Source organism: Nocardia sp. NPDC055053 (assembly GCF_053608285.1).
On the sequence record NZ_JBSGVD010000023.1, the window covers coordinates 1 to 23,513 of the forward strand.

The window sequence follows — 23,513 nt, forward strand, 5'->3', positions numbered from 1 at the left end:
CACCGGGAAACAGGGTTTCCCGGTGGCTCGGCGTCGGTCTCGTCGCAGGTTCACCTGGCGGCCACTTCCCGCTTCGGGTACGACTGGAGGCGAGCAGAGGGGGAAGCTGTGCGGGAATCGAAGAGCGCGACATCAGCGGTCGGTGAACGGGTGAGTGAGCGACGAGTGCGTCCCACCGAGGAATGGCTGGCGTACTTCCAGCAGAATGCGCTCCGGCAGCGCGAGATTCCGTGGCAATCGAACGGAGTCGGGGCATCTCCCGCCGAAATGGCACCCCTTCGCCGGTCGCTCCAGGCCTGGCAGCTCGGCGAAACATCGGATGGACAGCACCTGGCGGCGTCCGCTGACCGATTTGCCGCTGCCACCGACGATCCCGCGTATCGCGATGTCATCGACCTGTTCATCCGTGAGGAGCAACGACACGGCGCGCTTCTGGGCCGGATCTTGGACGATGCGGGAATCCCACGGCGACAGGCTGATTGGGGTGACACGCTTTTTCGCAGACTTCGATACAGCATCACCGACATCGAGGTCTGGACCACCCCTGTCGTCATGGTCGAGGTTCTGGCGATGATCTATTACAACGGCTACACATGGACGCAGTACCGCCGGGCGGCCTACGCCAAAATGAACCGCGCGTGGCAACGCATGGATCCGCAACGCTACGTCTGGACCTGATTCAGCCCAGCATGTTTTCGATGAGGTCGGCCGCGCGCATCGTCCCGCCCTACTCCGAAGGAGTCCGGCGCAGATTCGAGAAGGGAGTCTGCCAAGCGGCCGGGTCGACGACAGGAAACCGGCGACCGGTCACCAGGGTGGGTACGAGTCGGATGAAGAAGTTCTTCGCCCCGGCCTGCCACGAATAGAGCGGGAGATCCACGGTGTCCATCAAGTCACCGATCTCACGGATCCCTTCGGCCCGTCCCTTGATCACCACGCTCCAGGCTTCGTGCGATTCGGAGAGATAGCCGTCGACTTCCAGCGCGACGGGGGTATCCGACAACGCGGCAGACATCTTGGTGCCGCGTGCGGATCGAAAAACAATGGTTCCGTGATCGACCGCGTAGTTGAGAGGGAAGATGTCCGGATGGTCATCCACCCACACGGCGAGGCGGCCGACCTCCCCGGTACGGAGTAGCGCCCAGCATTCGTTGACAGCGAGTTCTTTGACGCTCGGGTCGTCGCTTCCCATCGTCGTCGCCTTCCTGTCGAGGACTACCTTTGCGACCAGTCCCAATCTAACCACTCGGGGTCTGAGTAACCGCCGATGTCCTGCGCCTGCACGGCCATGGGAAGGCTCAGCTCGCTGCTCACGCCGGGGCCGCGGCCCAGCTGTCCGGACCGAAGACCTCGTAGTGGATGTTCTCGGGTGCCACGTCCTTGGCGAGGAGTGCCTCCCGCATGCCGAGCATGAACGGCAGCGGACCGCAGAGATATGCCCGGGTGCCGGGTGCGATGGTGACCTCACCGAGGTCGGCGCGGCCCTCCCGCAGGCTGCCTTCGGGGCGGCGGACGCCGAGGTCTTCGTACCAGCGGTGCATGACCGCGAACGGCAGACGTTCCACCAGTTCGGTCAACTCGGCACGGTGCGCGTGGTTGCTGGGGGAGCGGTCGGCGTGCAGCACCGTGATCGGACGGGCGTCATCGGTGTCGGCGAGATGGCTGAGCATGCCCATCATCGGCGTGCAGCCGATGCCGGCGGAGACAAGGAGCAACGGCGCGTCGTCGTCCTGGAGCACCAGGTCACCGAACGGCGTGGTCACGTTCAGCATGTCGCCTTCGAAGGCATTGTGGAACAGGAAGTTCGACACTTCGCCTGCTGGGATCATCGATCCGTCCGCCAGAATCCGGGCGTCGACGCGCTTGACGGTAATACGCCAGTCATCGCGCGACGGTGCAGACGACAGACTGTACTGACGGATCTGCCGTGCGCCGTCGGGAAGATGGACACCCACCGACAGATACTGGCCCGGAGCAAAGGACGGCAAGGGCGCACCGTCTGCCGAGGTGAGCACGAAGGAGACCGTGTCGGCCGACTCGTGGCGGCGTTCGCGGACACGCACCTGACGCCAGACATCCCCCGCCGCGACACCGGCAGCCTGGTAGAGCCCGGCTTCCATCGAGATCAGTGTCTGCGCCATCAGCCAGTACACCTCGTCCCAGGCGGCGGCGACCTCGGGAGTGACGGCGTCACCGAGCACCTCGACGATGGCCTCGAACAGGTGCGTGTGCACGATCGCATACTGTGCGGGCTCGATTCCCAGCGACGCGTGCTTGTTGGCGATTCTGGACAGGATCAGATCGACACGGGCCTGATCCGGCTCCAATTGAAGAGCCGCGAAGGCGGCGATGGCCCCGGCGAGAGCCTTCTGCTGGCCGCCCTGCTTCTGGTTTCCGCGGTTGAACAGGTCGCGTTCGAGTTCGGGATGGGCGGCGAACATCTTGCGGTAGAACAGCGTCGTGATGTCCTCGATGGCAGCACCGACCGCGGGCAGGGTGGCGCGGATCATCTCGGTCGCGGTGGGCGAGAGCATGTCATTCTCCGATCGTTGACGAAATGTGGGGGACTGCGCCGACCGGCGGGGGCAGAGCGAGCAGGATGGTTCGGGTTGGCGCCCGGGTGAGGTCCTCGATGGTGAGCGTGTCCAGTGACTCGAAGAAGGCTTCCTGGGCGCGGCGTAGCGCCGACCGCAGCAAGCAACCCGACCGCAGCGGGCACGGATTGGCGCCGTCGCATTCGACCACTTCCGTCTCACCTTCGAGGCGCCGCGCGAGCCATCCCACCGAGGCGGTGTGACCGAGTTCGGTGATGGCCAGGCCACCTCCGCGTCCGCGTCGTGCGTCGACGATGCCGAGCTCGGAGAGTCTGGTGATCACTTTCGCCGCATGGGCGTACGACACCGACAATTCGTCGGCGATGTCCCGGCTTCCGGGTCGGTCACCGTCCGTCGCGACGGCGAGTCGCATGACGATCCGTAGTCCCAGATCGGTGAACCGGGTGAGGTGCATGGCCCGACCGTACTTTAATTCGCATCTCAGATACCAGTTATGTGATCGGTGTTACGCGGCGCTCGCCGTGATTGTCGTCCGAAGTCACCTCAGGAGGGGTCCTCGTGCCCTTATCCGCTGCGAGGCCCCGGTGCCACTGTGGTGGGGACATTCGACGAAGGACGGACATCATGGACCGCGGATTGCCTGACGACAACACTGTTGAGGCGGTACTCGCGCTGGCCGGGCGAGCACCGTCGGTACACAACGTTCAGCCGTGGCGCTGGCGCATCGCCGGCCGCAGTATTCACCTGTATCTCGACCAAGAGCGGGCACTTCCGGTGACCGACCCCGACCAGCGTGACCTGGTCCTCAGTTGCGGTGCGGCGCTGCACCACGTTTCGGTGGCGTTCGCTGCGACCGGTTGGGCGACGGTGATCCACCGGCTGCCCAACCCTGACGACCCTGATCATCTCGCCGCAGTGACGTTGGTGAGTCATCGGTCCACCGACCAGGAAATCGCTATGAGCGCAGCGATTCGTCAACGGCGCACCGACCGCCGCCGGTTTACCTCCTGGCCGGTTCCGCCCGGTTATCTCGGATTGCTGACCGAGCGGGCACTGGCCTTGGGCGCGATTGTGCGTCCGGTGTCCGATGGCGAACGCGATCACCTGGTGGTCGCTGCTCACGCGGCCGCGCGAGCGCATGCCGCCGATCCGGACTACCGGTTCGAGTTGGCGGTGTGGTCTGGACGGCATGGCAGCCTCGACGGGGTCCCGGCCCGCAGCACCCCACGGCCACGCCCCGGCGACGAGCTTCCTGCCCGGGCCTTCGCCGGCCCCGAATTGGCTGATCCGGCCCAGGAACCCGACCACGCGGAATTGCTGATGCTGGGAACCTCCTCCGACGATCGGATGTCTCGGCTGCGAGCGGGCGAGGCGATGAGTGCCGTGCTGCTGACCGCCGCCAACATCGGGCTGGCGACCTGCACCCTCACCGAACCGCTCGAGATTCCCGAGCAGCGCGCGAAGATCCGGTCGCAGATGCTCAATGGCACCAGCTATCCGCAAGCCTTCGTCCGAGTCGGCTGGGCACCTACCAGCAATGAGCCCCTTGCCGAGACTCCCCGTCGCCCGGTCGAAGATTTGCTGGTTACCCCCGACGTCGACTGAGCGATCGAGGCAGGCGCCTCAGCGTCAGCAGGGCAGCGGCGAACCCGTGGCCGACTTCGATTCGCAGCGATGTGGTCGCGTCGGTACTGGTTTGGAACTTTTCGACGGAGAGCTCTGACAGGAGTGCCGTCCACGACTGCAGTGCTCCTACTATGGGGACATTGGTGGGTGGTCTGTTCGGCGCGGGTCCCGGGCACGCGCGAGCGGCCTGATCGCAGGCTTTGGGCGGGTGGGGCACGGCAAGGTGGCGGCGACGATCATCGGAGCTGGACATGATGCGAATCTGGCGAGTCGAGCGACCGGGACCGGTCGGGGCCGGGCCGGTGGCGATGTGGCAGGAGCCGATCCCGGTGCCGACGGCGGGGGAGTTGCTGGTGCGGGTGCTCGGGTGTGGGGTCTGTCGCACCGATCTGCACGTCGTCGAGGGTGATCTGCCTGTGCATCGACAGCGGGTGACCCCCGGCCACGAGATCGTCGCCGAGGTGGTGTCGGTGCCGGACGGGCGTGCCGATGTCACGGTGGGTGATCGGGTCGGGGTGCCGTGGCTGCGCCATACCTGTGGTGTCTGCCGCTATTGTCGGCGCGGCGCCGAGAACCTGTGTCTGCGGTCGCGCTACACCGGCTGGGACGCAGACGGCGGCTACGCCGAATACGCCACCGTCCCTGCTGATTTCGCGCTGCCGTTGCCGGGCGGGTACAGCGATGAGGAATTGGCGCCGTTGCTGTGCGCCGGGATCATCGGCTACCACGCGCTGGTGCGCGCCGAAGTCCCCGACGGCGGGGTGCTTGGCATCTACGGCTTCGGTGGCAGCGCGCATCTGACCGCGCAGGTCGCGATCACGCGTGGCGTGCGAGTGCATGTGATGACTCGTGGTGCGGCGGCCGCGGAGTTGGCGCTGGCTCTGGGAGCGGAGTCGGCACAGGGCCCGGCAGATCCTCCGCCCGAGCTGCTGGATTCGGCGATCTTGTTCGCCCCGGCCGGTGAGCTGGTGTTGCCTGCCCTCGAGGCGCTCGACAGTGGCGGGACACTGGCCATCGCCGGGATCCACCTCAGTGATGTCCCCGTACTGAACTATCAGCGTCACCTGTTCCGGGAACGTCAGATCCGCAGCGTGACGTCCAATACGCGGGCTCAGGCGAGAGAATTCCTGGCCCTGGCACAACAGCATCGGCTCTCGGTCTCCACCCACCGCTACCCGCTCGATCACGCCGATCGGGCGCTGTCCGATCTGGCTCAGGGCCGCTTCGGCGGGGCGGCGGTGCTGGTGCCCTGACACCGAGCCCCGCCGCCTCGCGGCAGGTCAGGTGGTCGCGTCGGGCCTGGCGATGATCAGCGGGCATTCGGCACCGTGGAGCACGGCTTGGGCGACCGATCCCAGCGTCATCCCGGCGAATCCACCACGCCCGTGGCTGCCGACCACGATCAGGTGGGCGCCTTCGGCTGCGGCGAGGAGGGCTGCGGCGGGCCGGTCCTCCACGACGACGCGGTCGACAGCGACCTCGGGATACTTCTCGGCATAGCCGGCGAGGTTTTCGGCCAGCACCGCCTCGGCTTCGGTCTGCATCGTGGCCCGGGCGTCGTACCGGAAGAACTCCGACCAGGCGTGCACCGCGGTCAGGCGTGCACCGCGCCGGGCGGCTTCGTCGAAGGCGATGGCGATCGCGTAGGAGCTGCACAGCGAGCCGTCGACGCCGACCACTACCGCGTTGCGGCTGTAGAGCTCGGTTTCCGGGATCACCGCGACCGGGCATTCGGCGTGGCGGGCCAGCGAGGTGCTGACCGAGCCGAGCAGGGTGCGCCGCAGCGCGCCAAGGCCCCGGCTGCCCACGACCAGCAGCTGCGCGGACTCACCGCGGTGGCGCAGGACCGCGACCGGCGAGCCCTCCACCGCGGCGGTCGAGATCGCGACATCGCTGAGCTCGGCGGCCTGGGCTGCGGCGGACGCGACGACCGACTCGCCATGGTTGTGCAGGCGTTCGGCATCGTAGATCGGGGCGGTCACCCCCGGCCCGAAATCGACGGGGACATCGATGGCGTAGACGATGTGCAGCGGCACTCGGTGACGTGTCGCGTAGTGCGCGGCCCAGCGCAGCGCGATGCGTGACTGCTCGGATTCGTCGACGCCTACCACGACCGGCTGGTTCGGATTTCGAGATGTGGACATGGTGCGTGCCTTTCTGTTTCTGTCACTCTGCGCCCGGAACCGGACCCGACGGCAGGGCCGGAGTGCCCGCTGCCAGGGGTCCTAGGTCGTCGCCGGGCCCGACCCGAATCGGGGACCGTGCGAGGCCAACGGCCCTGTGGTCGCGAGCGCGGCAAGCGCAAGGTGGAGGAAGCAGATCCCACTCACCGAGTCGCGGTGAATGCACGCGATGCGGCGATGCACGGGTTGCGCAAGGCGATCCGCCGCACCCGCGGGCGTCGACGAGTCGTCCATGCGGCGACTCTCGCATACCCGTTCAGGCGGTGCCTGCCCTCATCGGCGCTGTGTCGAGCCGAGGTCGGCGGCCATGACCGCGGCCTGGGTCCGCCGTTCGACGCCGAGCTTGGTCAGCAGTCGCGACACGTAGTTCTTGACCGTCTTCTCCGCCAGGAACATGCGCGCGGCGATCTGCCGGTTGGTCAGGCCCTCGCCCAGCAAGGAGAGCAGGGTGCGTTCCTGTTCGGTCAATGTGGCCAGCGGGCCGGCCTTTTCCTCGGCTTCGGAGCGCAGCTTGGCCATCAGCGCCGCGGCGGCGCGGTTGTCGAGCAACGATTTGCCCTCGCCGATCTCACGCACGGCGTTGATCAGCTCCAGGCTCCGGATGTCTTTGACAACATAACCGCTGGCGCCGGCCAGGATCGCGTCGAGCATGGCCTGCTCGTCGGTGAACGAGGTCAAGATCAGACACCGTAAGTCGGGCACGGTAGAGAGCAGTTCGCGGCACAACTCGATGCCGTTGCCGTCGGGCAGCCGGACATCGAGCACCGCGACATCGGGACGCAACGCGGGGATGCGGGCCAGGGCCTGTGCGCAGCTACCGGCCTCGCCGATGACGTCGAGATCGGGTTCGAGCGCGATCAGATCACTCACCCCGCGCCGGACGATCTCGTGGTCGTCGACCAAAAACACCGTGGTCATCGCGGTTCCTCCCTCAGACGTGTAGGCGACGGTATCCCCATTGTCCCCGGCCGAGATCACACACCGGCTGCACCCAGCTCAGTTCCCGCAACACCAACAGCTGCAGCCGAATCCAGCCGATCAGCGCGCAGGCGGCGGTCGTCGTCTGCGGTGTGCGGGGGTCGTCATGGGGCGCGATGAGAGCGACCACGGTCATCGGCAGCCCGACCACCAGCGCCGACGACACTCCGGCCAGGATCGGACTGTGCCAGGGCGAGCAGGCACAGTACGGATCGACGGGGGTCGAGTCGCCGCATGTAGGTCGAGATCATGCTCACAAGCCTGGCGCGCGCACCCTGGTCACGGGCAGGGTCGAAGGTCCCCCTGGTCGAGGACCAGCGTCCTGATCCGGTGACGTTCGGCCATCGCGGCCGTTTCGCGCCGATCCGGGGCCGATGGCCCACCCCGGCAAGGACCTCGGCCCTGACGCGCAGCCCCGGATCCGACGATGCCAGGTCGTAGGGTGCGACGAGCTCGTCGAGGGCCGGCCGCACCGAGGCCCACCCGAATGGTTCGGCCATCGGCAGCCGGTCGGTGTATCGGCGTCTGATCGCCTCGGCCCGGCGGGGAACCCCGATCGGTGGGTGGGGCCACGGCTGGAATCACCCCTTCGGTGGGGACCATATGCCCTGATCGATAGGTCAGTCGTGGTGCACGACCATGACCGGGCATTCGGCGTGTTGGACCAGCCAGTTGCTGGTCGACCCGAGCAGCAGGCCTCGGAATCCGCCGCGGCCGCGGCTGCCGACGACGAGCAATTGCGCGGTCTGTGACCAGTGCGCCAACCGTTCCCGTGGCCCGTAGACCTCGATTTCGCGGCGTACGACGACGTCGGGGAATTGTTCGGTCCACCCGGCGAGTCGTTCGGCCAGCAGCGCTTCCTCGGCGACATCGAAATCCTCGATCGGCATCTCGAGGTAGCTGGTGCCCCCGAACTGTCCCTGTGTCAGATCGCTCCACGCGTGCACGGCGACCAGCGCCCCGGCTCGCAGGGACGCTTCGGCGAAGGCTGCGGCGATGGCGGGCTCACCGACGCTGCTGCCGTCGACACCGACGACGACAGGGCCGCTGCGGCGATCGGGCTCGGGCCCGCGCACGATGACGACGGCGCCGTGCGCGTGCGAGGTCACCGCGAGCAGCGTCGAACCCAGGTGCGCGATCGTCCCCGCCGAGGCCGCTGCGCCCAGGACGACCAGATACGCGTGTTCGGACGCGGCGATCAGTGTCCGGGATGGGTTGCCGGTCGCGAGTTCGGTCGTCACCGTGACGGCCGGTGCTGCCGCCAGGGCGTCTTCACGGGCGGCGGCCAGCACGTGCTCACCGGCGAGGCGGATGTCTTGCATCGTGGCGAAGATGAACGCGTCGTAGGCGCTGCGCGGTGTTCGATCGGCGATCGGGTTGGTGCAGTGCACGATATGCAGAGCGCGGCCGCGGTCGGCGGCGAGACGGGCGGCCCAGCGCACGGCGGTGCCCGATCCGTCTGATCCGTCGGTGCCGACCACGACCGCCGCCGTGGCCGCGCGGTGGGCGTTGTCAGTGTGAGGGGTTTCGCTGTGTGGGGTCATGGTCGTCTCCTCGGATCCGGTGACCAGTTCACGATGAGAGGGCGATCGCCGGGCTCTCGGGTGCGGCCGGCGTGCGGGTCACTGTGCCACCGTGCCAGGTTCGGTGGGCCGAGGCGACAGACTCGTCGAGCGTGGCGCTGGTATCCACGGTGACAGCTTCGGGCCAGGCGGTGTCACGGGCGGTCGTCGAGCTGCCAGGCGCCGGCGGGAAGTTCCTGCTGCCCATCGTCGGGCCCCTCCTGACTCGGCAAACCCACTTCCTGCCAGCCCAAGCACCAACGGTGCAGGGCCTGTCGACGTGCATCGTCTCCCACGTCGTGGAACTTGCCTCGTCGCGGGCGATGGTCGCCGACCTCGTCGGGCATCCCCACCCCCAGGTGCTGGTGCGGATCGGTGCCGCGCGGACGCCACCGCCCCCGCGGACTCCGCGCCGCCCGATCGACAGCTTTCTCGAGATCGACACTTCGCGGCTGGACACCGAAGGACGTCAGGAAGACCGGTGACAACGCGGTGTTACCGCGAACCAACCCATCGCCACGACAAATCAGCACGCGACGGCTGCCCATGTCCCCTTTCGCGTTCGGCTCCACCCCGAGTGTTCAGGCGCGGTCGCGGGCTTTGTCTCGGGCCAGTGCCCGATCGCGGTGCTCCTCGAACTTGGGGATCTTCACCTGTTCCAGGTCGTCGAGGAAGCCGGCAAGGTGTTCTCTGGCCTGCTCGCCGCGGTCGGTGAAATCGTCGCGTTCGAAGATGCGCCATTGCCGCAGTACGGGATTCAAAACCTCTTCCAGGTGCTGGCGCAGGTCGTAGACCCCGTGTTTGGCCATCAGCACGCCGTGGCGGCGGAAGTCGGGCATGCCCGCGCCGGGCATCTGGAAGTTGCACACGATCGCCGTGATCGCTTCGATCGTCTGGTCGGGGATCAGGTCCAAGGCCGCGGCACAGATGTTGCGGTAGAAGATCATGTGCAGGTTCTCGTCGGCGGCGATACGTTGCAGCATCTTGTCGGCGATCGCGTCCTGGCATACCTTGCCGGTGTTGCGGTGGGTGACGCGGGTGGCCAGTTCCTGGAAGCTGACATAGGCGACCGAATACAGCAGGCCCGCACCGCTGTCGAGCCCGGATTCGCCTGCGCCGGCGGTGAATCCGTTGCTCATGTGTCTCATGCGCGCTGATTCGAGCTTGACCGGGTCAACGCCGCGGGTGACGACGAGGTAGTCACGGATGACGGTGCTGTGTCGCATCTCCTCGGCGGTCCACCGACCGACCCAGGTGCCCCACGCGCCGTCGGGGGAGAAGTTCTGCGAAATCTCGCGGTGGTAGGAGGGCAGGTTGTCTTCGGTGAGCAGGTTGGTGATCATGGCCGCCTTGGCGACTTCGCTGAGCGTGGACTGCTCGGGCTCCCAGTCCGTCCCGCCCAGCATCGCGAAGTTGCGCCCCTGCTCCCAGGGGATGTAGTCGTGGGGCTGCCATTGTTTGCTCAGGCCGAGATGGCTGTTGAGGCAGCGCTCCGCGACCGGCTCCAGTTCGGTGAGAATCTCACGTTGTGTCAGATCGCGTGGCACTGTGGTGGTCTGCCTTTCTCGAGTCGATGAGTCGAATACCTGCGACGATGGTGGTCTCGATTTCGATGACCGAATCCATGAGTTTGTCGACCCAGGGGGTCAGTTCCCGCTCGTAGCGGGCGATCCGATCCGCGTCGGTGACCGGGCGCGCGAGCCCGGTCACCGTGACCGACCAGCCGAGGCGGTGGACGGGATCGATGCTGTCGGCTTCGTAGGTGACCACGACACCGGAGTTGCCGCGCACGGCGGTGGTCAGTGTCGAGGTGAGTCCGGTACGCACGATGACGGTCTCGTCGTGCTCGACGAGGTGATTGACCGGTCGCACCGCCGGTAACGCGTTGCGCATGAACACGATGCGACCGAACGGCGCCGAGGCGAGCAGCCCCAGGGCGGTGGCGCGGTCGAGGTCGACGATGCGTCGGTCGGGTTCGGTGTCGGTCACGATCGCGGGCCTGTCTGTGCGGTGTCGCAGCCAGACGCGGATGTGCCGGGCTGAGCTGCCGTCGGCTCGACGATGCTCAGGTCGCCGTCGTGGCGGCGATACAGCAACCGCCCCCGTCGATCATCGGCGTCGCAGAAGAACAGGTGCGGCAGCCCGTAGCCGCACAGGCGTTGGGCGGCTTCGAGGTCGCTCAGCTGCAGCGGGGCGTGAGAGTTGACGGTGATCGCCCGCACGGGCAACGCCGCCGGCGGCTGCATCCGATGTTGGCGTGCCAGGCGCACACCGAGTGGACCAGCCCAGTAGACGATCGCGTCTTCGCCGGTCTCGGCGTCGGTGAATAGATGAGCGTCGTAGTCCATCGCGTCCATGACCCGCACCGCGGTCTCGACGCCAGCGGTGGTCAGCACACAACGTTTGCGCCGGACGATCGGACGAAGCTCGGTCACCGCCGCGAGGACCGGCCGTGCCGGATCGGGCCACCGCCGCGATGTCGTGCTCGCCGGGCCCAGCCGCGTGAGCAGGCACTCCAGCCGCTCGGCGGCGATCGCCGCGGCGAAGCCACGCGGCCCGGCGACCTGTACCCGGACCGGCTCGTCCAGCCGATGGAAGTTCACCTGGATCAGCAGCCGTGTGTCGGCAACGGATACGGCGCTCAGGCGCACCCGCCCGCCCTCGATGTCGTGCCGGCGGAGCGCGTGTCCGATCCGGCGTGCCGCGCTGGCGGTCGTGGTGAGGTCGATCGGACCGTGGGTGGTCACCGTCAGTCCTGAATCCAGATCGGGCAAGGGCTGTTCGGTGGCTGCCACGCGAGGCGTCCCCACTTTCCTGTCATCGATGTGGTCTGTCTGCCCCTACATCACCATCGCGGCAGCGCTGGCCCGTAGGGCTGAAAGACACCTCGTCGCAGGACCTTCGGCAGCGTGTGCGGTGACTCGGTGCAGACAACACCACTGAGGTCCGCGACATCGGGGCAGTGTTCGGGGTGTCGGTCAACGACGTGGCACTGGCCGCCGTCACCGGCGCCGACCGCACGATTCTGCGCCGGCGCGGCGAGAAGCCGACAGCGCGCAAGGTACGCATTCTGGTTCCGGTGTCGACGCGACCCAGCGACGCCGAATTCGTGATTTGCGCCGCGCCCGAGCCGGTAGCCGGCGAAGGGCGAGCAGTGTCCGCGGTTCGGCGGTCGAAGGACCAAAGTCCTTCAAGTCGATGCCTTCGGTGCGGGCTTGCCACGGTCGAGGGGCTCTGTTCGGCGCGCCGGAGTTCGCCGACGCTGTGAGGTGCAACAGAAGGAGAGGACCATGCATCGAAGCACGGAACTGGCGACGACGAATCTGCAGATCTCGGTGGGACGTCACGTATCGGCCGCCGCGACCGACTACGCACACGAGAAAATCAGCGCGGCAATGGAATACGCGTGCGAGCCCGTGGTGTCGGCACGAGTCCGGCTGGTAGGGCACCCCGATCCGGCGGTCTCTGATCCGATCGTGGCGCAAGCGAATCTGAACACCGGCGGCAATGCGGTGCGCGCTCAGGTGACCGCAGCGTCGACACGGGAAGCCATCGATCTGCTCGCGGCACGATTGCGAGAGCGCCTCGAGCGGTTGTCGCGGCGCTGGGAGCCGTTGCGCGGCAACCGCTTCGGCCCAGAGCCGCGTGTGTGGCACCACGGAGCTACGCCGCGTCCACGACTGCCGTATTTCCCCCGCCCGATCGAGGAACGCGAGATCCTGCGCCGCAAATCCTTCGCGCTGGCCAACGAAACCTGTGACGAGGCGGCCAACGATATGGAGTTGCTGGACTACGAGTTCCACTTGTTCACCGAGTCGGGCAGCAGACTCGACAGCGTGCTGTATCACCGCTACGACGGCCACTACGGCCTGATCACTCCCGCAGCGAACGCTACGTAACGCCGGAGGACTGGTGTGTGCGCCGAGCCCGCAGCAGATCCGAATCCGAATCGCGATCCTCACGATCGCGCGTCCCGATCCAGACCAGTCGTAGTGCGAACGGAGCCCCCTCGTGAATGTCATCGATGCGCTGGTCGCGTCTGAGCCGTGCGACCGGGAGGTGATGATTCCGTGTACCGAGGTCGTGCTCGACGGCTATCTACGTGTGCCCCCGAATCCGCTCGGTGTCGTCGTCTTCGCCCACGGCAGCGGCGGCGACCGGCACAGTCCACGCAACCGCTTGATGGCTGATCTGCTGGCAGGGCACGGTCTTTCGACCCTGATCGTCGACACCTTGGCACCGGACGAAGCGCGCCGGTACGCCAGCATTTTCGATGTCGAGCTGCTCGGCGATCGTCTCGTGGACGTACGTGGCTGGCTGCACACAATGCCGCAGCTACGAGATCTGCCGACCGGATTGCTGGGCACGGGCTCGGATGCCCCCGCGGCATTGTGGGCCGCTGCCGAACCAGGTGCCATGGCCGGCGCCGTGGTCGTGCGTGGCGGCAGGCCTGATCTGGCTGGTCATCGGTTGACCCGGATCACCGCACCGACGCTTTTTCTCGTGGGTGGGGTGGACCGTCGCGTGCATGCCCACAACCACAGCGCGGCCGAGTTGATGCGCAGCGAGTATCGGCTCACCCCTCTGATGGCTCGAGGCCGCTCGCCCATCGACGTTCAGCCGTCCCGTCGGGCCGCCTACCTCGCCGCGGTGTGGTTTACAGAACACCTGTGCGCCGACGCGCCGAGACCGATCACACGGCGGCGCACAAGTTGAGAACGGGCAGCCTCGCCGCGCGGTGGTCCGAACTCACGTGTTGCCGCGACGTCGGACACAGTCGAAGCAACTCGTCGCGATCGAGGACGATTTACCCGGCAGGACAAGGACCTTCGCCCCTGCCTTGCGGTCGCCGACGCGACGATGCTCGATGTCGAACCGTGATCGGGCTGGAAGAGGTGATCGCGATGACGTCGTCCACGTTCAGAACCGACGCTGTGTTCGTCGAGGAGACTGTGCCCGTGACACGAACGACCGAGCAAGGCGATCGTATCGAGGTCTGGCTCGACGGGGCGGGCACGTCGACCGGTGCGTCCAGAGCCCCCGCCGCGGCAGTGGTGAGTGGTATCGGTGTGGCGGTCGTGGTCTTGGGCGGGGCCGGGCTCTCGATGGGGGGACTGGTCGTGACCACCGATCTGATCGTCGGCTATCGCCCAAGCATGCAATGGGATCGGGAATGGTTGGCGATGCGCCGCCCCGCTCGCGGCGAATCGTGAACGCTGCGAAGGGCCTTCGGCAATGCGGGCATGGCACAGGGATTCTGACCGGCAAACGCGCGCACGAGACGGGGTCAACGAAAGCGGCTCAGATGTTCGCGCAGGAACGCCTCCAGGGTTCGGGGCTCACGTCCCAAGATGTGGGCAACGGTGTCGGTGGGCGATTCCGGGCGGGACACGGCCAATTGCTGAATCTCCACAACGTGTTCGGCGAGCCATTCGGGCAGGTGCGCGTCGTCGATGAGGTTGTCCCGCAGGTGCTGCGAGGTCAAGTCCAGGTAGCAGACCTGGCGGCCGAGCAGGCGAGTCAATATTTGGGCGAGCGCACCGTAGCTGAAGGTCTGGCTTCCGGTGAGCACGTAGGTGCCACCCGCGAGATCGGCGCGCATGAGCGTCGCGGCCGCGACGTCGCCGACGTCGCGGCAGTCCACCCAGTTACATCCGGCCGTGCCCATCGCACCCGGTACGACGCTGTGTGCGGCCACGCCCGGAGCCAAGCGCAGCAGGTTCTGCATGAATGCGTAGGGGCGGAGCACAGTGTGGGTGAGGCCGCAGGCGCGCAAGTGTTGCTCGATGGCGTGGTGGCCGCGGGAGATCGCGACAGGCGAATCCGCTTCGGCGGCAGGTGCGGAGATCTTGACGACATGCTCGATACCGGTGCGGGCAGCGGCATCGAGAGCACGGATTTCGAGCTCGACCTGCGCCGGGCTGTTGGCCATAGCGAGGAAGAGCTGTCGGGCGCCGGTGAACGCGGCACGCAGCGAGGCCGTGTCGACGGCGTCGGCGGCAACTACCTCGACCAGTTTGTCTGTCCTGGCGCCGAGTTGGGCGCGCAACCGGTCCGGGTTGCGTGTCAGCGCCCTGCTCGGCACACCCGATGCAGCAAGGCTGCTCAGCACCGCGCCGCCGGTGGTTCCGGACGCTCCCATGATGACGATCATCGTGTGCCTTTCGGTCAGCCCCCGCGCACAACCGCGGGGCGGGGTGTGTCGGATCTGCTTCCGGCACAGGAACAAGGTGTGGACGCAACAGGGGAGCGGCTAGGGCTCGGGCGGCTGTGCGTGCTTGGCCCCGCGCCAACGCCAGCTCACGATGCCGGCGGCCACCGCCGCCGATATCGGCAGATCGAGCGGCAACCGGGTCGGCCACACGGTGTCGGCCACGCTGGTGTTCGCCGATAGCCACCGGCAGACCAGCCATGCGACGAGCCCGACGACGGTGGCCGCGCCCAGGGCGAGCGCGGCAGCCAGGACTGCGCGCGGCACGACGGTGGTCCACGGTCGCGGGCCCTTGGGAGTGTGGAGCCACGCACCGATCAGCAGAGCCACCACCGCCGAGGTTCCGGCGATAGACGTGCAGGCCGCGACCGTCAACTCGGCCTGCCCCGTGGCAGCTCCGGCGGCACCGGCCGTCAGCGCGGGAGCAAGATAGGCGATCAGCACTTCACGCCACAGAGTGAAGGGTCGCTCAGCACGAGAGCTGGCGGTGGCGCCTGTTCGACGGGACACGGGAGGACCTCTGTTCGTTTTCGCGAAGGACGGCGGGACGGGGCAGACACAGGATGCAGCCACACCGTTGTAGTTAGGAGGCTAACTATGTGGGCGAAATGTACTCACATATGGAGGGCTGCGCCCATACCGTTCTGGATCGTTCTCCGGGATCGAGGAGCTGGGATTCGAGGCCGAGCTGGCTACTGCGCTGTCAGGGCACCGATTCCGTGAACGACGCGCGAGAGTAGATCCAGAAACACCGTGCGCTCCTCGACGGAGAGCTCGCCGACCATGTCCTGAAGGCGAGCGAAATGCTCGGGAGCCATGTCGCGCAACCGCTGTGCACCGCGAGCGGTCAGGACTACCACCGCACCCCGTCCGTCCTCGGCGGACGGACGCCGAGCCACCAAGCCCTCCCGTTCCAGGCCGTCGACCAGGCCGGTCACCGTGGCGCGCGAGACGCCCAGGTCGGCTGCCAGGCGCGACGGGGATTTCTCCCCGTCGTGATCCTCGAGATCGGCGAGCAGCCGGTATCGCCCCGTCGACAATCCGAACCTCGCGAAGTGCTCCTCGGCGGCGCGACCGAGGCGGGCGCCCACCGAGATCAGCCGCACTGCCACGAGTACCGCCTGCGGGTCGACGTCGAGGCCGTAGCGCTCCAGCTGTCGCCGAGCCTGGTCCAGCGTGGGCGACTCGTGATCGGTATCGTGCGCTGCCATGCAAGTAATATGGCACCTAACTATTTTGCCGTCAACCGCCGTCGCTCGCAGTCGTCGGATTCGGCAGAGTATCGGGAGGAGCTCTCGTGGACCGATCTGATGCTCTGGCGGTCACGACCTATCGCTGGGGCCGCGCTCATCCGCTGCTGCTGGATTCGATCGTCGCCGCAGTGTTGCTGGTATCGCTCGGCGCGGCGAGCGCGTTCATCGCGGGCCGGCCTGGCCTGGTTGTCGCTACCCTGACGATCGTCGCTCTCGCTGTGCGCCGCCGCTACCCGATCGGGGTCCTGGTGTGGAGCCTGGCGATGTCGGTCCTTCAGCTCGTCGTCATCGCGATCCCGTTGCCGGCCAACATCGCCCAAGCGATCGTGATCTACACCGTCGCCGCGAACGTCGCCTCCTTCGGCGTGCGAGTGTGCGCCCTGCTGGCCGCACTCGTCGGCAGCTTCCTCGCCGGGTTCAGGTGGAGCACCCCGCCCGAGCATGTCCGGCATTCGCTGACAGCAGCAGCGGTGCTGGCGGTCCTGGCCGCGCTCGTCTGGGCGATCGGGAACCTGGTGCGCGGACGGGAGGAGAATCTGCGCCTACTCGCCGGCGCGGTGACCGAGCTCGAACAGGGGAGGCGACAGCTCGAACTGTTTGTCGCACAGCGCGAACGGGTGGCCGCGGCTCGCGAAATCCATGACATCGTGGCGCATTCGCTCACCGTGGTCATCGTGCAGGCCGACGCCGCCGCCTATGCCGCCGAGAACGCCGACCGATGGCACCGCGCGCAGGCTCGCGACGCGCTCGATGTCATCGGGGCAACGGCGCGGTCGGCGCTGGCCGAGGTGCGCGCCGTCGTCGACGTGCTCCGTGATGTGGACACCCGCGACCTCGACACCGAATTCGGTGCCTGCCACGATCCCAGGGCCACAGACGCGCAGCTGCGGCGCGTGGTCGACTCGGTTCGCGCCGCCGGCGTGCCGGTGGAATTCGACAACCACTCCGCAACCTTCGACGCCCTGCCGTTCCGCGTGAGATTCGTTGTGCTGCGCGCAGTTCAGGAATCGCTGACCAATGTTGTCAAACACGCGGGCTCGCCGGTGCGTGCCCGAGTCGCCGTCGGGTACACACCCGGAAGCCTGTGCCTGCGAATCGACGACGACGGCCCCGGCCGACACGCGACACACGCCATGAGTTCTCGCCCTGGCCCCGGGCACGGACTCGACGGTATGCGGGAACGGGTTCGCGCACTCGGTGGGCACTTCGCTGCCGAGCACCGCCCAGTGCGAGGATTCGAGGTCACGGTGCAGATCCCGCTGGGCACCACGGTCGCCGAAACGAGCACAGCATGAGCAGCACACAAGCAATCCGCGTGTTCCTCGTCGACGACCAGGAACTCGTGCGCACCGGGTTCGCGATGATCGTCGATGCGACGACCGGCATGCGTGTCGTCGGCGGCGCGGGCAGCGGCGACTCCGCGCTCGAGCAGCTGCGTCGACCCGAGAACCGTTGCGACGTCGTCCTCATGGACATCACCATGCCCGGAATCGACGGCATCGAGGCGACGCGAAGGCTGCTGGCCGAGCCCGACCCACCACGGGTGGTGATGCTGACGACTTTCGATGCCGACGACCTGCTGGTCGAGGCGCTGCGCGCCGGAGCATCGGGATACCTGGTGAAGGACGCGGGCGCGACCGAGCTCGTTGCCGCCATCCGGGCCGCCGCGGCGGGCGAGGCGCCGATCTCACCGAAACTGATGCGGCGCCTGGTCGACTCGTTCGTCCTCACAGTGCCCGCGCCGCACTCAGAGCCTGCGCGGCCCGCACCCGGCGGTGCGAGTCTGGATGTTCTGACCACCCGCGAACGCGAAATCCTTGCCGCTGTCGGTTTGGGGCTGTCCAACTCCGAGATCGCCGCGCGCTTGCACGTGGCCGAGTCGACGGTGAAAACCCATCTCGGCTCGGTCTTGCGCAAACTCGGCCTGCGCGACCGCGTGCAGGCTGTCATCTTCGCCCGGACAGCTCGACTGAGCGCTCCCGGCGACGCCGACTGACCGTGCCCGTGTGCGCCGCGATGGCGAACGCGCAGATCGCTGTGCCGAGCAGGACGAACAGGCCGGTGTCTCCGGCCAGGTATTCGTCGACCAGGACGGGGCGGTCGGTGGTGATCGCGTAGGTCGCCAGGAGCGCGAAGGTCGCGTTGTGCGCGAAATGGGCGAGCACGGCGGGCCATACGCTGCCCGAGAGCACGCGCAGGTAGCCGAAGACGAACGAGAATGCGATCACGGTAGCGCTGAAGAGGGCGAGCACCAGGGGGCGTTCACCCTCGGCGTGGTAGTAGGGGGTGAGCAGGATGTAGGGCAGGTGCCAGCCGATCCAGATGACGCCTACCACGAGCATCGCCGACCGTTGGCCGAGAAAGGCCAGGCGCGGCTGCAGATAGCCGCGCCAGCCGATCTCCTCGGCGAAGGCCAGAATCGGGCCGGTGATACACAGCACCAGTGTTGCCTGCACCCAGTCTCCCGACGGCGCGATGAAACTGGCGACCCCGCTCACGACGACGCCCACGGCCGCCAGCACTGACACCCCCGTTGTGGCGATCAGCGTCAGGGGCCAGTAGCGCAGGCCGAGCTTGCCCATGCCCAGCCGGCGCCATCCATCCCGCGTGTAGCCCTCTCGGGTGAGCACGAGCAGCATGACCAGTACCACCAGCAGTGGCGAGAACGCGAGGATCAGACCCTCGGCGATGTTGGCGGTGCACAGCGAGACCACAAGAACCAGGACGGTGAACACGATCGACGAGCTGCGATCGGAGAGACGTTCGAACACGCGGGGAGCCTTCTTTCCAGAGACCGACCCGCCAAGCCTCATCGAGCGGGCATCCGGAAACATCCACCTCGGATCGGGCCTTCGGCCGCCGAGGACAGCCGACCTCGCACCGCGGGACTAGGTTGTGTCTCCCAATGACATTGCGCGATCAGCCCTGTGCGGCAGGGCCGATCGTGCATCATGGTCGCCGTGGCGACGCTGGCAGGTGATCGGTACCAGATTTTGACGGATAAGCAGTGGGAGTTGCTCGAGCTGCTGCTACCGAAATCCGAGGGGCATGTGGGCCGAAACTTCACCAACAATCGCCTGGTGGTGGAGGGGATGATGTATCGGCTGCGGACCGGACTGCCGTGGCGGGACCTGCCGGGAGTCTTCGGGCCATGGCAGACGGTGTGGAAGCGGCACCGCCGCTATGCCGCCGACGGCACCTGGGACCGGGTGCTCACCGCCTTGGTCGCCTTAGCCGATTCCACCGGCAACCTGGACTGGGTGATGTCGGTCGATTCGACGATCGTGCGAGTGCACCAGCACGGCGCAGGCGCGCCCGACGACTCGGTGGCAGGGCTATGAACCCGCCGATCACGCGATCGGGCGCTCGCGCGGCGGGCTGACGACCAAAGTTCATCTGGCCGCTGATGGGCACGGTCACGGCCTAGCGGTGCTGCTCACACCCGGGCAGACCAACGACTGCCCGTTGCTGCCGCCGCTGCTCGACGCGGTCGTGGTGCCCCGCCTCGATGGCGGCCGACCCCGACGCAATCCCGATGTGGTGATCGCCGACCGCGCCTATTCCGCAGCGTCGAATCGAACTCTGCTGCGCAGCAAACGCATCCAGACCGTGGTTCCTGAACGCCGCGATCAGGTCGCCAATCGCAAACGCAAGGGCCGCGCCGGTGGCCGGGCACCGAGCTTCGACACCGAGACCTACAAACGGCGCAACGTCGTCGAACGTGCCTTCAACAGAGCCAAGCACTGGCGCGCGGTGGCCACCCGCTATGACAAGCTCGCGATCACCTACCGAGCCGGATTCGTCCTGGCCCTCATCGTCGAGTGGCTCAAGTCATTGGGAGGCACGACCTAGGCCACATCGCCGTACGCCGGAACTACAGCGTTCACACCGAACGCACCGACAAGCTGTTCAAACAGCTGCGCGGCGCGCGCCTGGACGGCACCTACGAGGACGAAATGCGCAAACTGCACCGCGTCGACCTGTTGATCCTCGACGATCTGGCCCTGCACCGGCTGGAAGCGACCGAAACCAACGACTTCTACGAGCTGATCGTCGAACGCCACCGCAAGGCATCGACGTTGATCACCAGCAACCAGGAACCACCGGAGATCCTGACCATGATGGCCGACCCACTGCTCGCGCAGTCGGCGATGGACCGGCTCCAATCGGCCGCCTACGAGCTGGTCGTCGAGGGCGAGTCCTACCGTCAATGGCAGAAACCACGCCGCGGCAAACCAGCCGAACCCAACGACTCGGATTGATCAGCAGCCCATGCTAGGACACCGAAACTAGGGTGGCTGTCACGAACTAGGGTGGCTGTCACGCACCGCTCTTCGTTACGCTCCGGTCGTGGCGATGGGCGAGTTCACTGCATTGACCGGCCTCGAGATTGAACAGGTCTGGGTCTGGCATCGTATTTGCGCCTGGTATTCGACCTCGGAGCACCCAACGAGCCCCCTGTTTTCATCGATCTGACCGATTTCCAGTTCACCGATGCGGCGAACAAGGAGTGGGAAGTCCGGGTCGAGGACGATCCACTCACAGCTGGCCCGGTCCTGGGCCTGCTGAACCATCGAGTGACCACCGCACAGTCCAGGACTGGGAATTGACCCTCACCTTCGACACCGGCGCACGCATCGTCTGACCTCCACAATCACGCTATGAAGCCTGGGCAGCCCAACTCCCGGATGAAAGCTACTGGTACCGCCGCCTGGCGGTGCTCAGCCAGCATAGCGACACCCCTATCAACCCCGGCTACGCAACAAACCCGGTTACAAGCGCACGCCGCTTGCCCTACGACCAAGCCCCGGGTTGACCAACCACTCGATCACCAGTCACTATCAGCGCACGGCCACACGACTGGAGATAACCCGGTCCCAAGTTCATGGCAAACCAGTGGTCCCTTCACGCTGGCAGGCGACAAATCCTGGTGACTTGGTGAGCTCGCTCGCTTGTAGCAGCGCAGGGACTGATCAGCGCGCGGATGTCGCTGGCAGGTAGCCGTCAACTTGTGATCAGGTAGCGGACTACTCGCGATTCTCGTAGCCCACTGATGTCAGGTGTAGATAGCCCTATTGACGGGGCTGGATACCATTTGCGAAGAGGTTACCAGTTGTGGGTGATCATGCCGTGGAGGCCACAGAGCCACCAAGCGCGGGTATATCGAAGCGCGCCGTAATCCCGCCGGACCCACGCCCGGGCGTTCGTGACGCAGTCCAGTATCTGCAATACCGTACAACCGGTTCGGAACAGATTCGGTGGGTCGATCCAAGGATCCTGTGGTGGCCGCCCACAGTGCTGGACAATCGGGGAGCAGGCGTCACCATAGGCCTGCTCGAGGGCGACTACAGCCCCTCTGTAGCCGATCTTGAGGGAGCGCACATCACCGTCCGTCGATTCGGCGCCCGAGACAACGCCTCACAGTGGCTGTGTGGGCACGGATCTTTCTCCGCATCACTCCTCGTGGGGCAAGGCAACGCAAAGCTCCTCGGGACTGTGCCGGCGGCACGGCTTCTCATTGCCTGCACCGCATCACCCAATGGCATGTCCCAGCCCGACACCGTTGCCGAAGCGCTGACCTGGCTGGCCGCGGAGGGCGCATCCGTGATCGCCATCCCACTCGGTCAATACGACGAGCACCCCGGTCTAGCGGATGCTCTGCGCACGGCGACCGATGCGGGTGCCCTGGTACTCGCGGCAGCCGGAAACTGCGCCCCACGACCCATCATGTTCCCGGCGCGGGACCCCCACTGTCTCGCAGTCGGGGCATGCACCGCCGCCGGCGCCCTGCTTCCCAACTGCGCAACCAGCCCTCGCCTAGACATCATCGCCCGCGGCCACCGAGTCATCGCCCCGATCCACGGCCGCGCAGTCCGTCGTCGCAGCGGCACGTCAGCCTCATGCGTCCTTGCCGCCGGGCTCATTGCCGCTTCCGTATCTGCCCACGGCTCCTGGTTTGCGACGCCCACGATCCCCGCTGACCCGATGAGCCGACAGCACTCTGAACGGTGTATCGCCCGAAAGAATGATGAAACGATAAGGAGAGTCCGATGAGTAAAATGAATACCTACGCGCCACTCGGCGAACTCGAAGATCCGAAACTGAAGAAGATCGGTCAGCGAGCGGCAAGTGTTATTGAATTGGCCGCCATCAGGGTTGTGGCTCACCACGCTGACCGCAAGAAGTTTCCTTTACCTGCGGAGCCTGATTCCGTCGAAACGACCCTTGCGGCCTGGTTTGACGCGATGCCAGCGGCCAGAAAGGCTGCCGCAGCCCAACAGGTGGTTCAACACTTGGCCTCGCCGGAGTTCTTGAGTAGCCGTTTTGGCAAGCTGTCCGAGATCGATCTCAGCGCGTCGAAATCTATTTCTGCACAAGCTTCGTCGATCCCATTGTCGAATCTGAAATTCACCGCCGCCGAGATCGCGAAACTTACCGGAGCTAGCGTCCGTGGCGGCTTGTCTCCACAACTGGAACTGTCGAATAGGTTGAGGCTGCGAGTGGACGAGGTGTACTGCGGAAACGAGTCGGATCCACAGGCAGGGAAGGATGACATGTGGCTTGGCGGAACGATGGTCGATGAGACAGGCGACACCCAAAAGATCCACCGGCCGAGCGACACCGAAAAGACGATCAATCTAGGAAAATTCGACGATAAACAGAGGAGGAAGTATTCGCCACCCTTGGAAGTGGCGAAATTCCCCCTAACCGAGGGGTTCGCATTCCCGAAATCATACATCGTGACCATCGTTCTCTGCGAGAACGACGATGGAGACAAGTATGCCCAGGCCCTACACGACCTCCTGAACAAGACCAAGGATGAAGTCCAAAAGGCGCTCCGCGAGGCGGGAGCCGATATAGGAGGGGCTCTTGGAAAGATTGGCGGCGAAATTGCCGCCTGGGCTTATGGCGCATTGGTTGACTGGATTTCATCACTCTGGGGAGACATAGTATTCAGGCCCGTAACGGTTACAGCAAATATCTTCGACTACGATGCGGTGTGGAATGACACGAACCGTAAAGAGACCCAAAGAATAATGGCGGAGACGAAAGGGCAGGGCGGACACGCGAGGTACCAACTTTGGTACAATTGGCATCTCTATGAAAGGGACGATGGCTCGTTTCAAACCGGCTGGCGTTGGTGC

Annotated in this window: 27 protein-coding genes and 1 pseudogene; 14 read left to right on the forward strand and 14 right to left on the reverse strand. The window is 66.2% G+C overall.

Features of this window, described 5'->3' with window-relative positions; translation table 11 throughout:
- Nucleotides 1-678 (forward strand): hypothetical protein (locus ACWF82_RS22730; protein ID WP_452504077.1); only part of this gene is annotated, 678 nt, incomplete at its 5' end.
- A gap of 49 nt (nucleotides 679-727) precedes the next feature.
- Here the strand turns inward: ACWF82_RS22730 and ACWF82_RS22735 are convergent.
- From ACWF82_RS22735 to ACWF82_RS22745, 3 genes are all read right to left on the reverse strand, one after another.
- Nucleotides 728-1,192 carry a pyridoxamine 5'-phosphate oxidase family protein gene (locus tag ACWF82_RS22735; protein ID WP_452504079.1) on the reverse strand — a complete coding sequence of 155 codons (465 nt, stop codon included), beginning with the start codon at nucleotides 1,190-1,192 and terminating at the stop codon, nucleotides 728-730.
- 118 nt (nucleotides 1,193-1,310) lie between these two features.
- Nucleotides 1,311-2,534, reverse strand: coding sequence for a globin domain-containing protein (locus tag ACWF82_RS22740; RefSeq protein WP_452504081.1), 1,224 nt, complete (start codon nucleotides 2,532-2,534; stop codon nucleotides 1,311-1,313).
- A 1-nt stretch (nucleotide 2,535) separates the two neighbouring features.
- Entirely contained in the window at nucleotides 2,536-3,009 is a 474-nt protein-coding gene (locus ACWF82_RS22745; RefSeq protein WP_452504083.1) for an RrF2 family transcriptional regulator, read from the reverse strand.
- A gap of 170 nt (nucleotides 3,010-3,179) precedes the next feature.
- Between ACWF82_RS22745 and ACWF82_RS22750 the strand changes: the two genes are divergently transcribed.
- Both ACWF82_RS22750 and ACWF82_RS22755 read left to right on the forward strand, forming a co-directional pair.
- Complete coding sequence (locus tag ACWF82_RS22750; protein WP_452504252.1) at nucleotides 3,180-4,160, forward strand: Acg family FMN-binding oxidoreductase; 981 nt, start codon at nucleotides 3,180-3,182, stop codon at nucleotides 4,158-4,160.
- Between the two features lie 275 nt (nucleotides 4,161-4,435).
- A complete protein-coding gene (locus ACWF82_RS22755) occupies nucleotides 4,436-5,434 on the forward strand; it encodes a zinc-binding alcohol dehydrogenase family protein (protein WP_452504254.1) in 999 nt (332 codons plus the stop codon).
- Between the two features lie 27 nt (nucleotides 5,435-5,461).
- On the opposite strand, the gene ACWF82_RS22760 is transcribed toward ACWF82_RS22755, so the two are convergent.
- From ACWF82_RS22760 to ACWF82_RS22775, 4 genes are all read right to left on the reverse strand, one after another.
- Nucleotides 5,462-6,325 (reverse strand): universal stress protein, encoded by an 864-nt coding sequence (locus ACWF82_RS22760; protein WP_452504085.1) that lies wholly within the window; start codon nucleotides 6,323-6,325, stop codon nucleotides 5,462-5,464.
- A gap of 312 nt (nucleotides 6,326-6,637) precedes the next feature.
- Complete coding sequence (locus tag ACWF82_RS22765) at nucleotides 6,638-7,282, reverse strand: response regulator (RefSeq protein ID WP_452504087.1); 645 nt, start codon at nucleotides 7,280-7,282, stop codon at nucleotides 6,638-6,640.
- 13 nt (nucleotides 7,283-7,295) lie between these two features.
- Nucleotides 7,296-7,508 (reverse strand): hypothetical protein, encoded by a 213-nt coding sequence (locus ACWF82_RS22770; RefSeq protein WP_452504089.1) that lies wholly within the window; start codon nucleotides 7,506-7,508, stop codon nucleotides 7,296-7,298.
- 454 nt (nucleotides 7,509-7,962) lie between these two features.
- The gene (locus ACWF82_RS22775; RefSeq protein WP_452504091.1) at nucleotides 7,963-8,886 is read right to left on the reverse strand and encodes a universal stress protein; all 924 of its coding nucleotides are present in this window, start codon (nucleotides 8,884-8,886) and stop codon (nucleotides 7,963-7,965) included.
- 131 nt (nucleotides 8,887-9,017) lie between these two features.
- On the opposite strand from ACWF82_RS22775, the gene ACWF82_RS22780 reads away from it, so the two are divergent.
- Complete coding sequence (locus tag ACWF82_RS22780; protein ID WP_452504093.1) at nucleotides 9,018-9,389, forward strand: hypothetical protein; 372 nt, start codon at nucleotides 9,018-9,020, stop codon at nucleotides 9,387-9,389.
- 96 nt (nucleotides 9,390-9,485) lie between these two features.
- Here the strand turns inward: ACWF82_RS22780 and ACWF82_RS22785 are convergent, their stop codons facing one another.
- The 3 genes from ACWF82_RS22785 to ACWF82_RS22795 are packed head-to-tail and all read right to left on the reverse strand — an operon-like array spanning nucleotide 9,486 to nucleotide 11,699.
- Complete coding sequence (locus ACWF82_RS22785) at nucleotides 9,486-10,451, reverse strand: acyl-ACP desaturase (protein ID WP_452504094.1); 966 nt, start codon at nucleotides 10,449-10,451, stop codon at nucleotides 9,486-9,488.
- On the reverse strand, nucleotides 10,426-10,893 hold the full coding sequence (locus ACWF82_RS22790; RefSeq protein WP_452504096.1) for a pyridoxamine 5'-phosphate oxidase family protein: 468 nt from the start codon (nucleotides 10,891-10,893) through the stop codon (nucleotides 10,426-10,428). Before ACWF82_RS22790 ends, ACWF82_RS22785 begins: the two co-directional genes overlap by 26 nt.
- Entirely contained in the window at nucleotides 10,890-11,699 is an 810-nt protein-coding gene (locus ACWF82_RS22795; protein ID WP_452504098.1) for a sigma 54 modulation/S30EA ribosomal C-terminal domain-containing protein, read from the reverse strand. The genes ACWF82_RS22790 and ACWF82_RS22795 overlap by 4 nt, the downstream gene beginning before the upstream one ends.
- Nucleotides 11,700-11,875: 176 nt before the next feature.
- On the opposite strand from ACWF82_RS22795, the gene ACWF82_RS22800 reads away from it, so the two are divergent.
- The 4 genes from ACWF82_RS22800 (at nucleotide 11,876) to ACWF82_RS22815 (ending at nucleotide 14,117) form a co-directional block, all read left to right on the forward strand.
- Nucleotides 11,876-12,172, forward strand: a complete 297-nt coding sequence (locus tag ACWF82_RS22800) for a hypothetical protein (protein ID WP_452504100.1) — start codon at nucleotides 11,876-11,878, stop codon at nucleotides 12,170-12,172.
- Between the two features lie 22 nt (nucleotides 12,173-12,194).
- A complete protein-coding gene (locus ACWF82_RS22805) occupies nucleotides 12,195-12,803 on the forward strand; it encodes a sigma 54 modulation/S30EA ribosomal C-terminal domain-containing protein (protein WP_452504101.1) in 609 nt (202 codons plus the stop codon).
- Nucleotides 12,804-13,086: 283 nt separating this feature from the next.
- The gene (locus ACWF82_RS22810) at nucleotides 13,087-13,620 is read left to right on the forward strand and encodes a hypothetical protein (protein WP_452504103.1); all 534 of its coding nucleotides are present in this window, start codon (nucleotides 13,087-13,089) and stop codon (nucleotides 13,618-13,620) included.
- Nucleotides 13,621-13,781: 161 nt separating this feature from the next.
- Entirely contained in the window at nucleotides 13,782-14,117 is a 336-nt protein-coding gene (locus ACWF82_RS22815) for a hypothetical protein (protein WP_452504105.1), read from the forward strand.
- Between the two features lie 74 nt (nucleotides 14,118-14,191).
- Here ACWF82_RS22815 and ACWF82_RS22820 read toward each other — a convergent pair whose 3' ends face one another.
- The 3 genes from ACWF82_RS22820 to ACWF82_RS22830 all read right to left on the reverse strand — a co-directional run bounded on the left by ACWF82_RS22820 (nucleotide 14,192) and on the right by ACWF82_RS22830 (nucleotide 16,326).
- The gene (locus ACWF82_RS22820) at nucleotides 14,192-15,046 is read right to left on the reverse strand and encodes an NmrA family NAD(P)-binding protein (RefSeq protein ID WP_452504107.1); all 855 of its coding nucleotides are present in this window, start codon (nucleotides 15,044-15,046) and stop codon (nucleotides 14,192-14,194) included.
- 111 nt (nucleotides 15,047-15,157) lie between these two features.
- Complete coding sequence (locus ACWF82_RS22825; protein WP_452504109.1) at nucleotides 15,158-15,559, reverse strand: hypothetical protein; 402 nt, start codon at nucleotides 15,557-15,559, stop codon at nucleotides 15,158-15,160.
- A gap of 248 nt (nucleotides 15,560-15,807) precedes the next feature.
- Complete coding sequence (locus ACWF82_RS22830) at nucleotides 15,808-16,326, reverse strand: MarR family winged helix-turn-helix transcriptional regulator (RefSeq protein WP_452504111.1); 519 nt, start codon at nucleotides 16,324-16,326, stop codon at nucleotides 15,808-15,810.
- 86 nt (nucleotides 16,327-16,412) lie between these two features.
- Here ACWF82_RS22830 and ACWF82_RS22835 point away from each other — a divergent pair, with 86 nt between their 5' ends.
- Both ACWF82_RS22835 and ACWF82_RS22840 read left to right on the forward strand, forming a co-directional pair.
- Entirely contained in the window at nucleotides 16,413-17,663 is a 1,251-nt protein-coding gene (locus ACWF82_RS22835; protein WP_452504113.1) for a sensor histidine kinase, read from the forward strand.
- Nucleotides 17,660-18,364 carry a response regulator gene (locus tag ACWF82_RS22840; protein ID WP_452504115.1) on the forward strand — a complete coding sequence of 235 codons (705 nt, stop codon included), beginning with the start codon at nucleotides 17,660-17,662 and terminating at the stop codon, nucleotides 18,362-18,364. The genes ACWF82_RS22835 and ACWF82_RS22840 overlap by 4 nt, the downstream gene beginning before the upstream one ends.
- Here the strand turns inward: ACWF82_RS22840 and ACWF82_RS22845 are convergent.
- Nucleotides 18,315-19,202 (reverse strand): CPBP family intramembrane glutamic endopeptidase, encoded by an 888-nt coding sequence (locus tag ACWF82_RS22845; protein ID WP_452504117.1) that lies wholly within the window; start codon nucleotides 19,200-19,202, stop codon nucleotides 18,315-18,317. The two genes, ACWF82_RS22840 and ACWF82_RS22845, sit on opposite strands and share 50 nt — an antisense overlap.
- Nucleotides 19,203-19,319: 117 nt before the next feature.
- Here ACWF82_RS22845 and ACWF82_RS22850 point away from each other — a divergent pair.
- The 4 genes and pseudogenes from ACWF82_RS22850 to ACWF82_RS22865 all read left to right on the forward strand — a co-directional run.
- Nucleotides 19,320-20,220, forward strand: a protein-coding gene (locus tag ACWF82_RS22850; RefSeq protein WP_452504118.1) for an IS5 family transposase whose coding sequence is annotated in 2 segments (ribosomal slippage) — nucleotides 19,320-19,702 and nucleotides 19,701-20,220 — 903 coding nt in all. Because the reading frame shifts where the segments join, the coding sequence is not laid out codon by codon here.
- Nucleotides 20,217-20,630: pseudogene (locus tag ACWF82_RS22855) on the forward strand (ATP-binding protein); the annotation flags it as partial. The gene ACWF82_RS22850 and the pseudogene ACWF82_RS22855, both read left to right, overlap by 4 nt.
- 1,033 nt (nucleotides 20,631-21,663) lie before the next feature.
- The gene (locus ACWF82_RS22860) at nucleotides 21,664-22,422 is read left to right on the forward strand and encodes a S8 family serine peptidase (RefSeq protein ID WP_452504256.1); all 759 of its coding nucleotides are present in this window, start codon (nucleotides 21,664-21,666) and stop codon (nucleotides 22,420-22,422) included.
- Nucleotides 22,419-23,513: hypothetical protein (locus tag ACWF82_RS22865; protein ID WP_452504120.1), on the forward strand; the 1,095-nt coding region annotated here is incomplete at its 3' end. The genes ACWF82_RS22860 and ACWF82_RS22865, both read left to right, overlap by 4 nt.

What these genes read in the sequence shown, in the direction of transcription:
- ACWF82_RS22840 (WP_452504115.1), top strand. Translation starts at nt 17,660, where the DNA reads ATGAGCAGCACACAAGCAATCCGCGTGTTCCTCGTCGACGACCAGGAA.
- ACWF82_RS22750 (WP_452504252.1), top strand. Translation starts at nt 3,180, where the DNA reads ATGGACCGCGGATTGCCTGACGACAACACTGTTGAGGCGGTACTCGCG.
- ACWF82_RS22845 (WP_452504117.1), bottom strand. Translation starts at nt 19,202, where the DNA reads ATGTTTCCGGATGCCCGCTCGATGAGGCTTGGCGGGTCGGTCTCTGGA.
- ACWF82_RS22810 (WP_452504103.1), top strand. Translation starts at nt 13,087, where the DNA reads ATGGCTGATCTGCTGGCAGGGCACGGTCTTTCGACCCTGATCGTCGAC.
- ACWF82_RS22805 (WP_452504101.1), top strand. Translation starts at nt 12,195, where the DNA reads ATGCATCGAAGCACGGAACTGGCGACGACGAATCTGCAGATCTCGGTG.
- ACWF82_RS22760 (WP_452504085.1), bottom strand. Translation starts at nt 6,325, where the DNA reads ATGTCCACATCTCGAAATCCGAACCAGCCGGTCGTGGTAGGCGTCGAC.
- ACWF82_RS22740 (WP_452504081.1), bottom strand. Translation starts at nt 2,534, where the DNA reads ATGCTCTCGCCCACCGCGACCGAGATGATCCGCGCCACCCTGCCCGCG.
- ACWF82_RS22775 (WP_452504091.1), bottom strand. Translation starts at nt 8,886, where the DNA reads ATGACCCCACACAGCGAAACCCCTCACACTGACAACGCCCACCGCGCG.
- ACWF82_RS22735 (WP_452504079.1), bottom strand. Translation starts at nt 1,192, where the DNA reads ATGGGAAGCGACGACCCGAGCGTCAAAGAACTCGCTGTCAACGAATGC.
- ACWF82_RS22830 (WP_452504111.1), bottom strand. Translation starts at nt 16,326, where the DNA reads ATGGCAGCGCACGATACCGATCACGAGTCGCCCACGCTGGACCAGGCT.
- ACWF82_RS22755 (WP_452504254.1), top strand. Translation starts at nt 4,436, where the DNA reads ATGCGAATCTGGCGAGTCGAGCGACCGGGACCGGTCGGGGCCGGGCCG.
- ACWF82_RS22765 (WP_452504087.1), bottom strand. Translation starts at nt 7,282, where the DNA reads ATGACCACGGTGTTTTTGGTCGACGACCACGAGATCGTCCGGCGCGGG.
- ACWF82_RS22820 (WP_452504107.1), bottom strand. Translation starts at nt 15,046, where the DNA reads ATGGGAGCGTCCGGAACCACCGGCGGCGCGGTGCTGAGCAGCCTTGCT.
- ACWF82_RS22745 (WP_452504083.1), bottom strand. Translation starts at nt 3,009, where the DNA reads ATGCACCTCACCCGGTTCACCGATCTGGGACTACGGATCGTCATGCGA.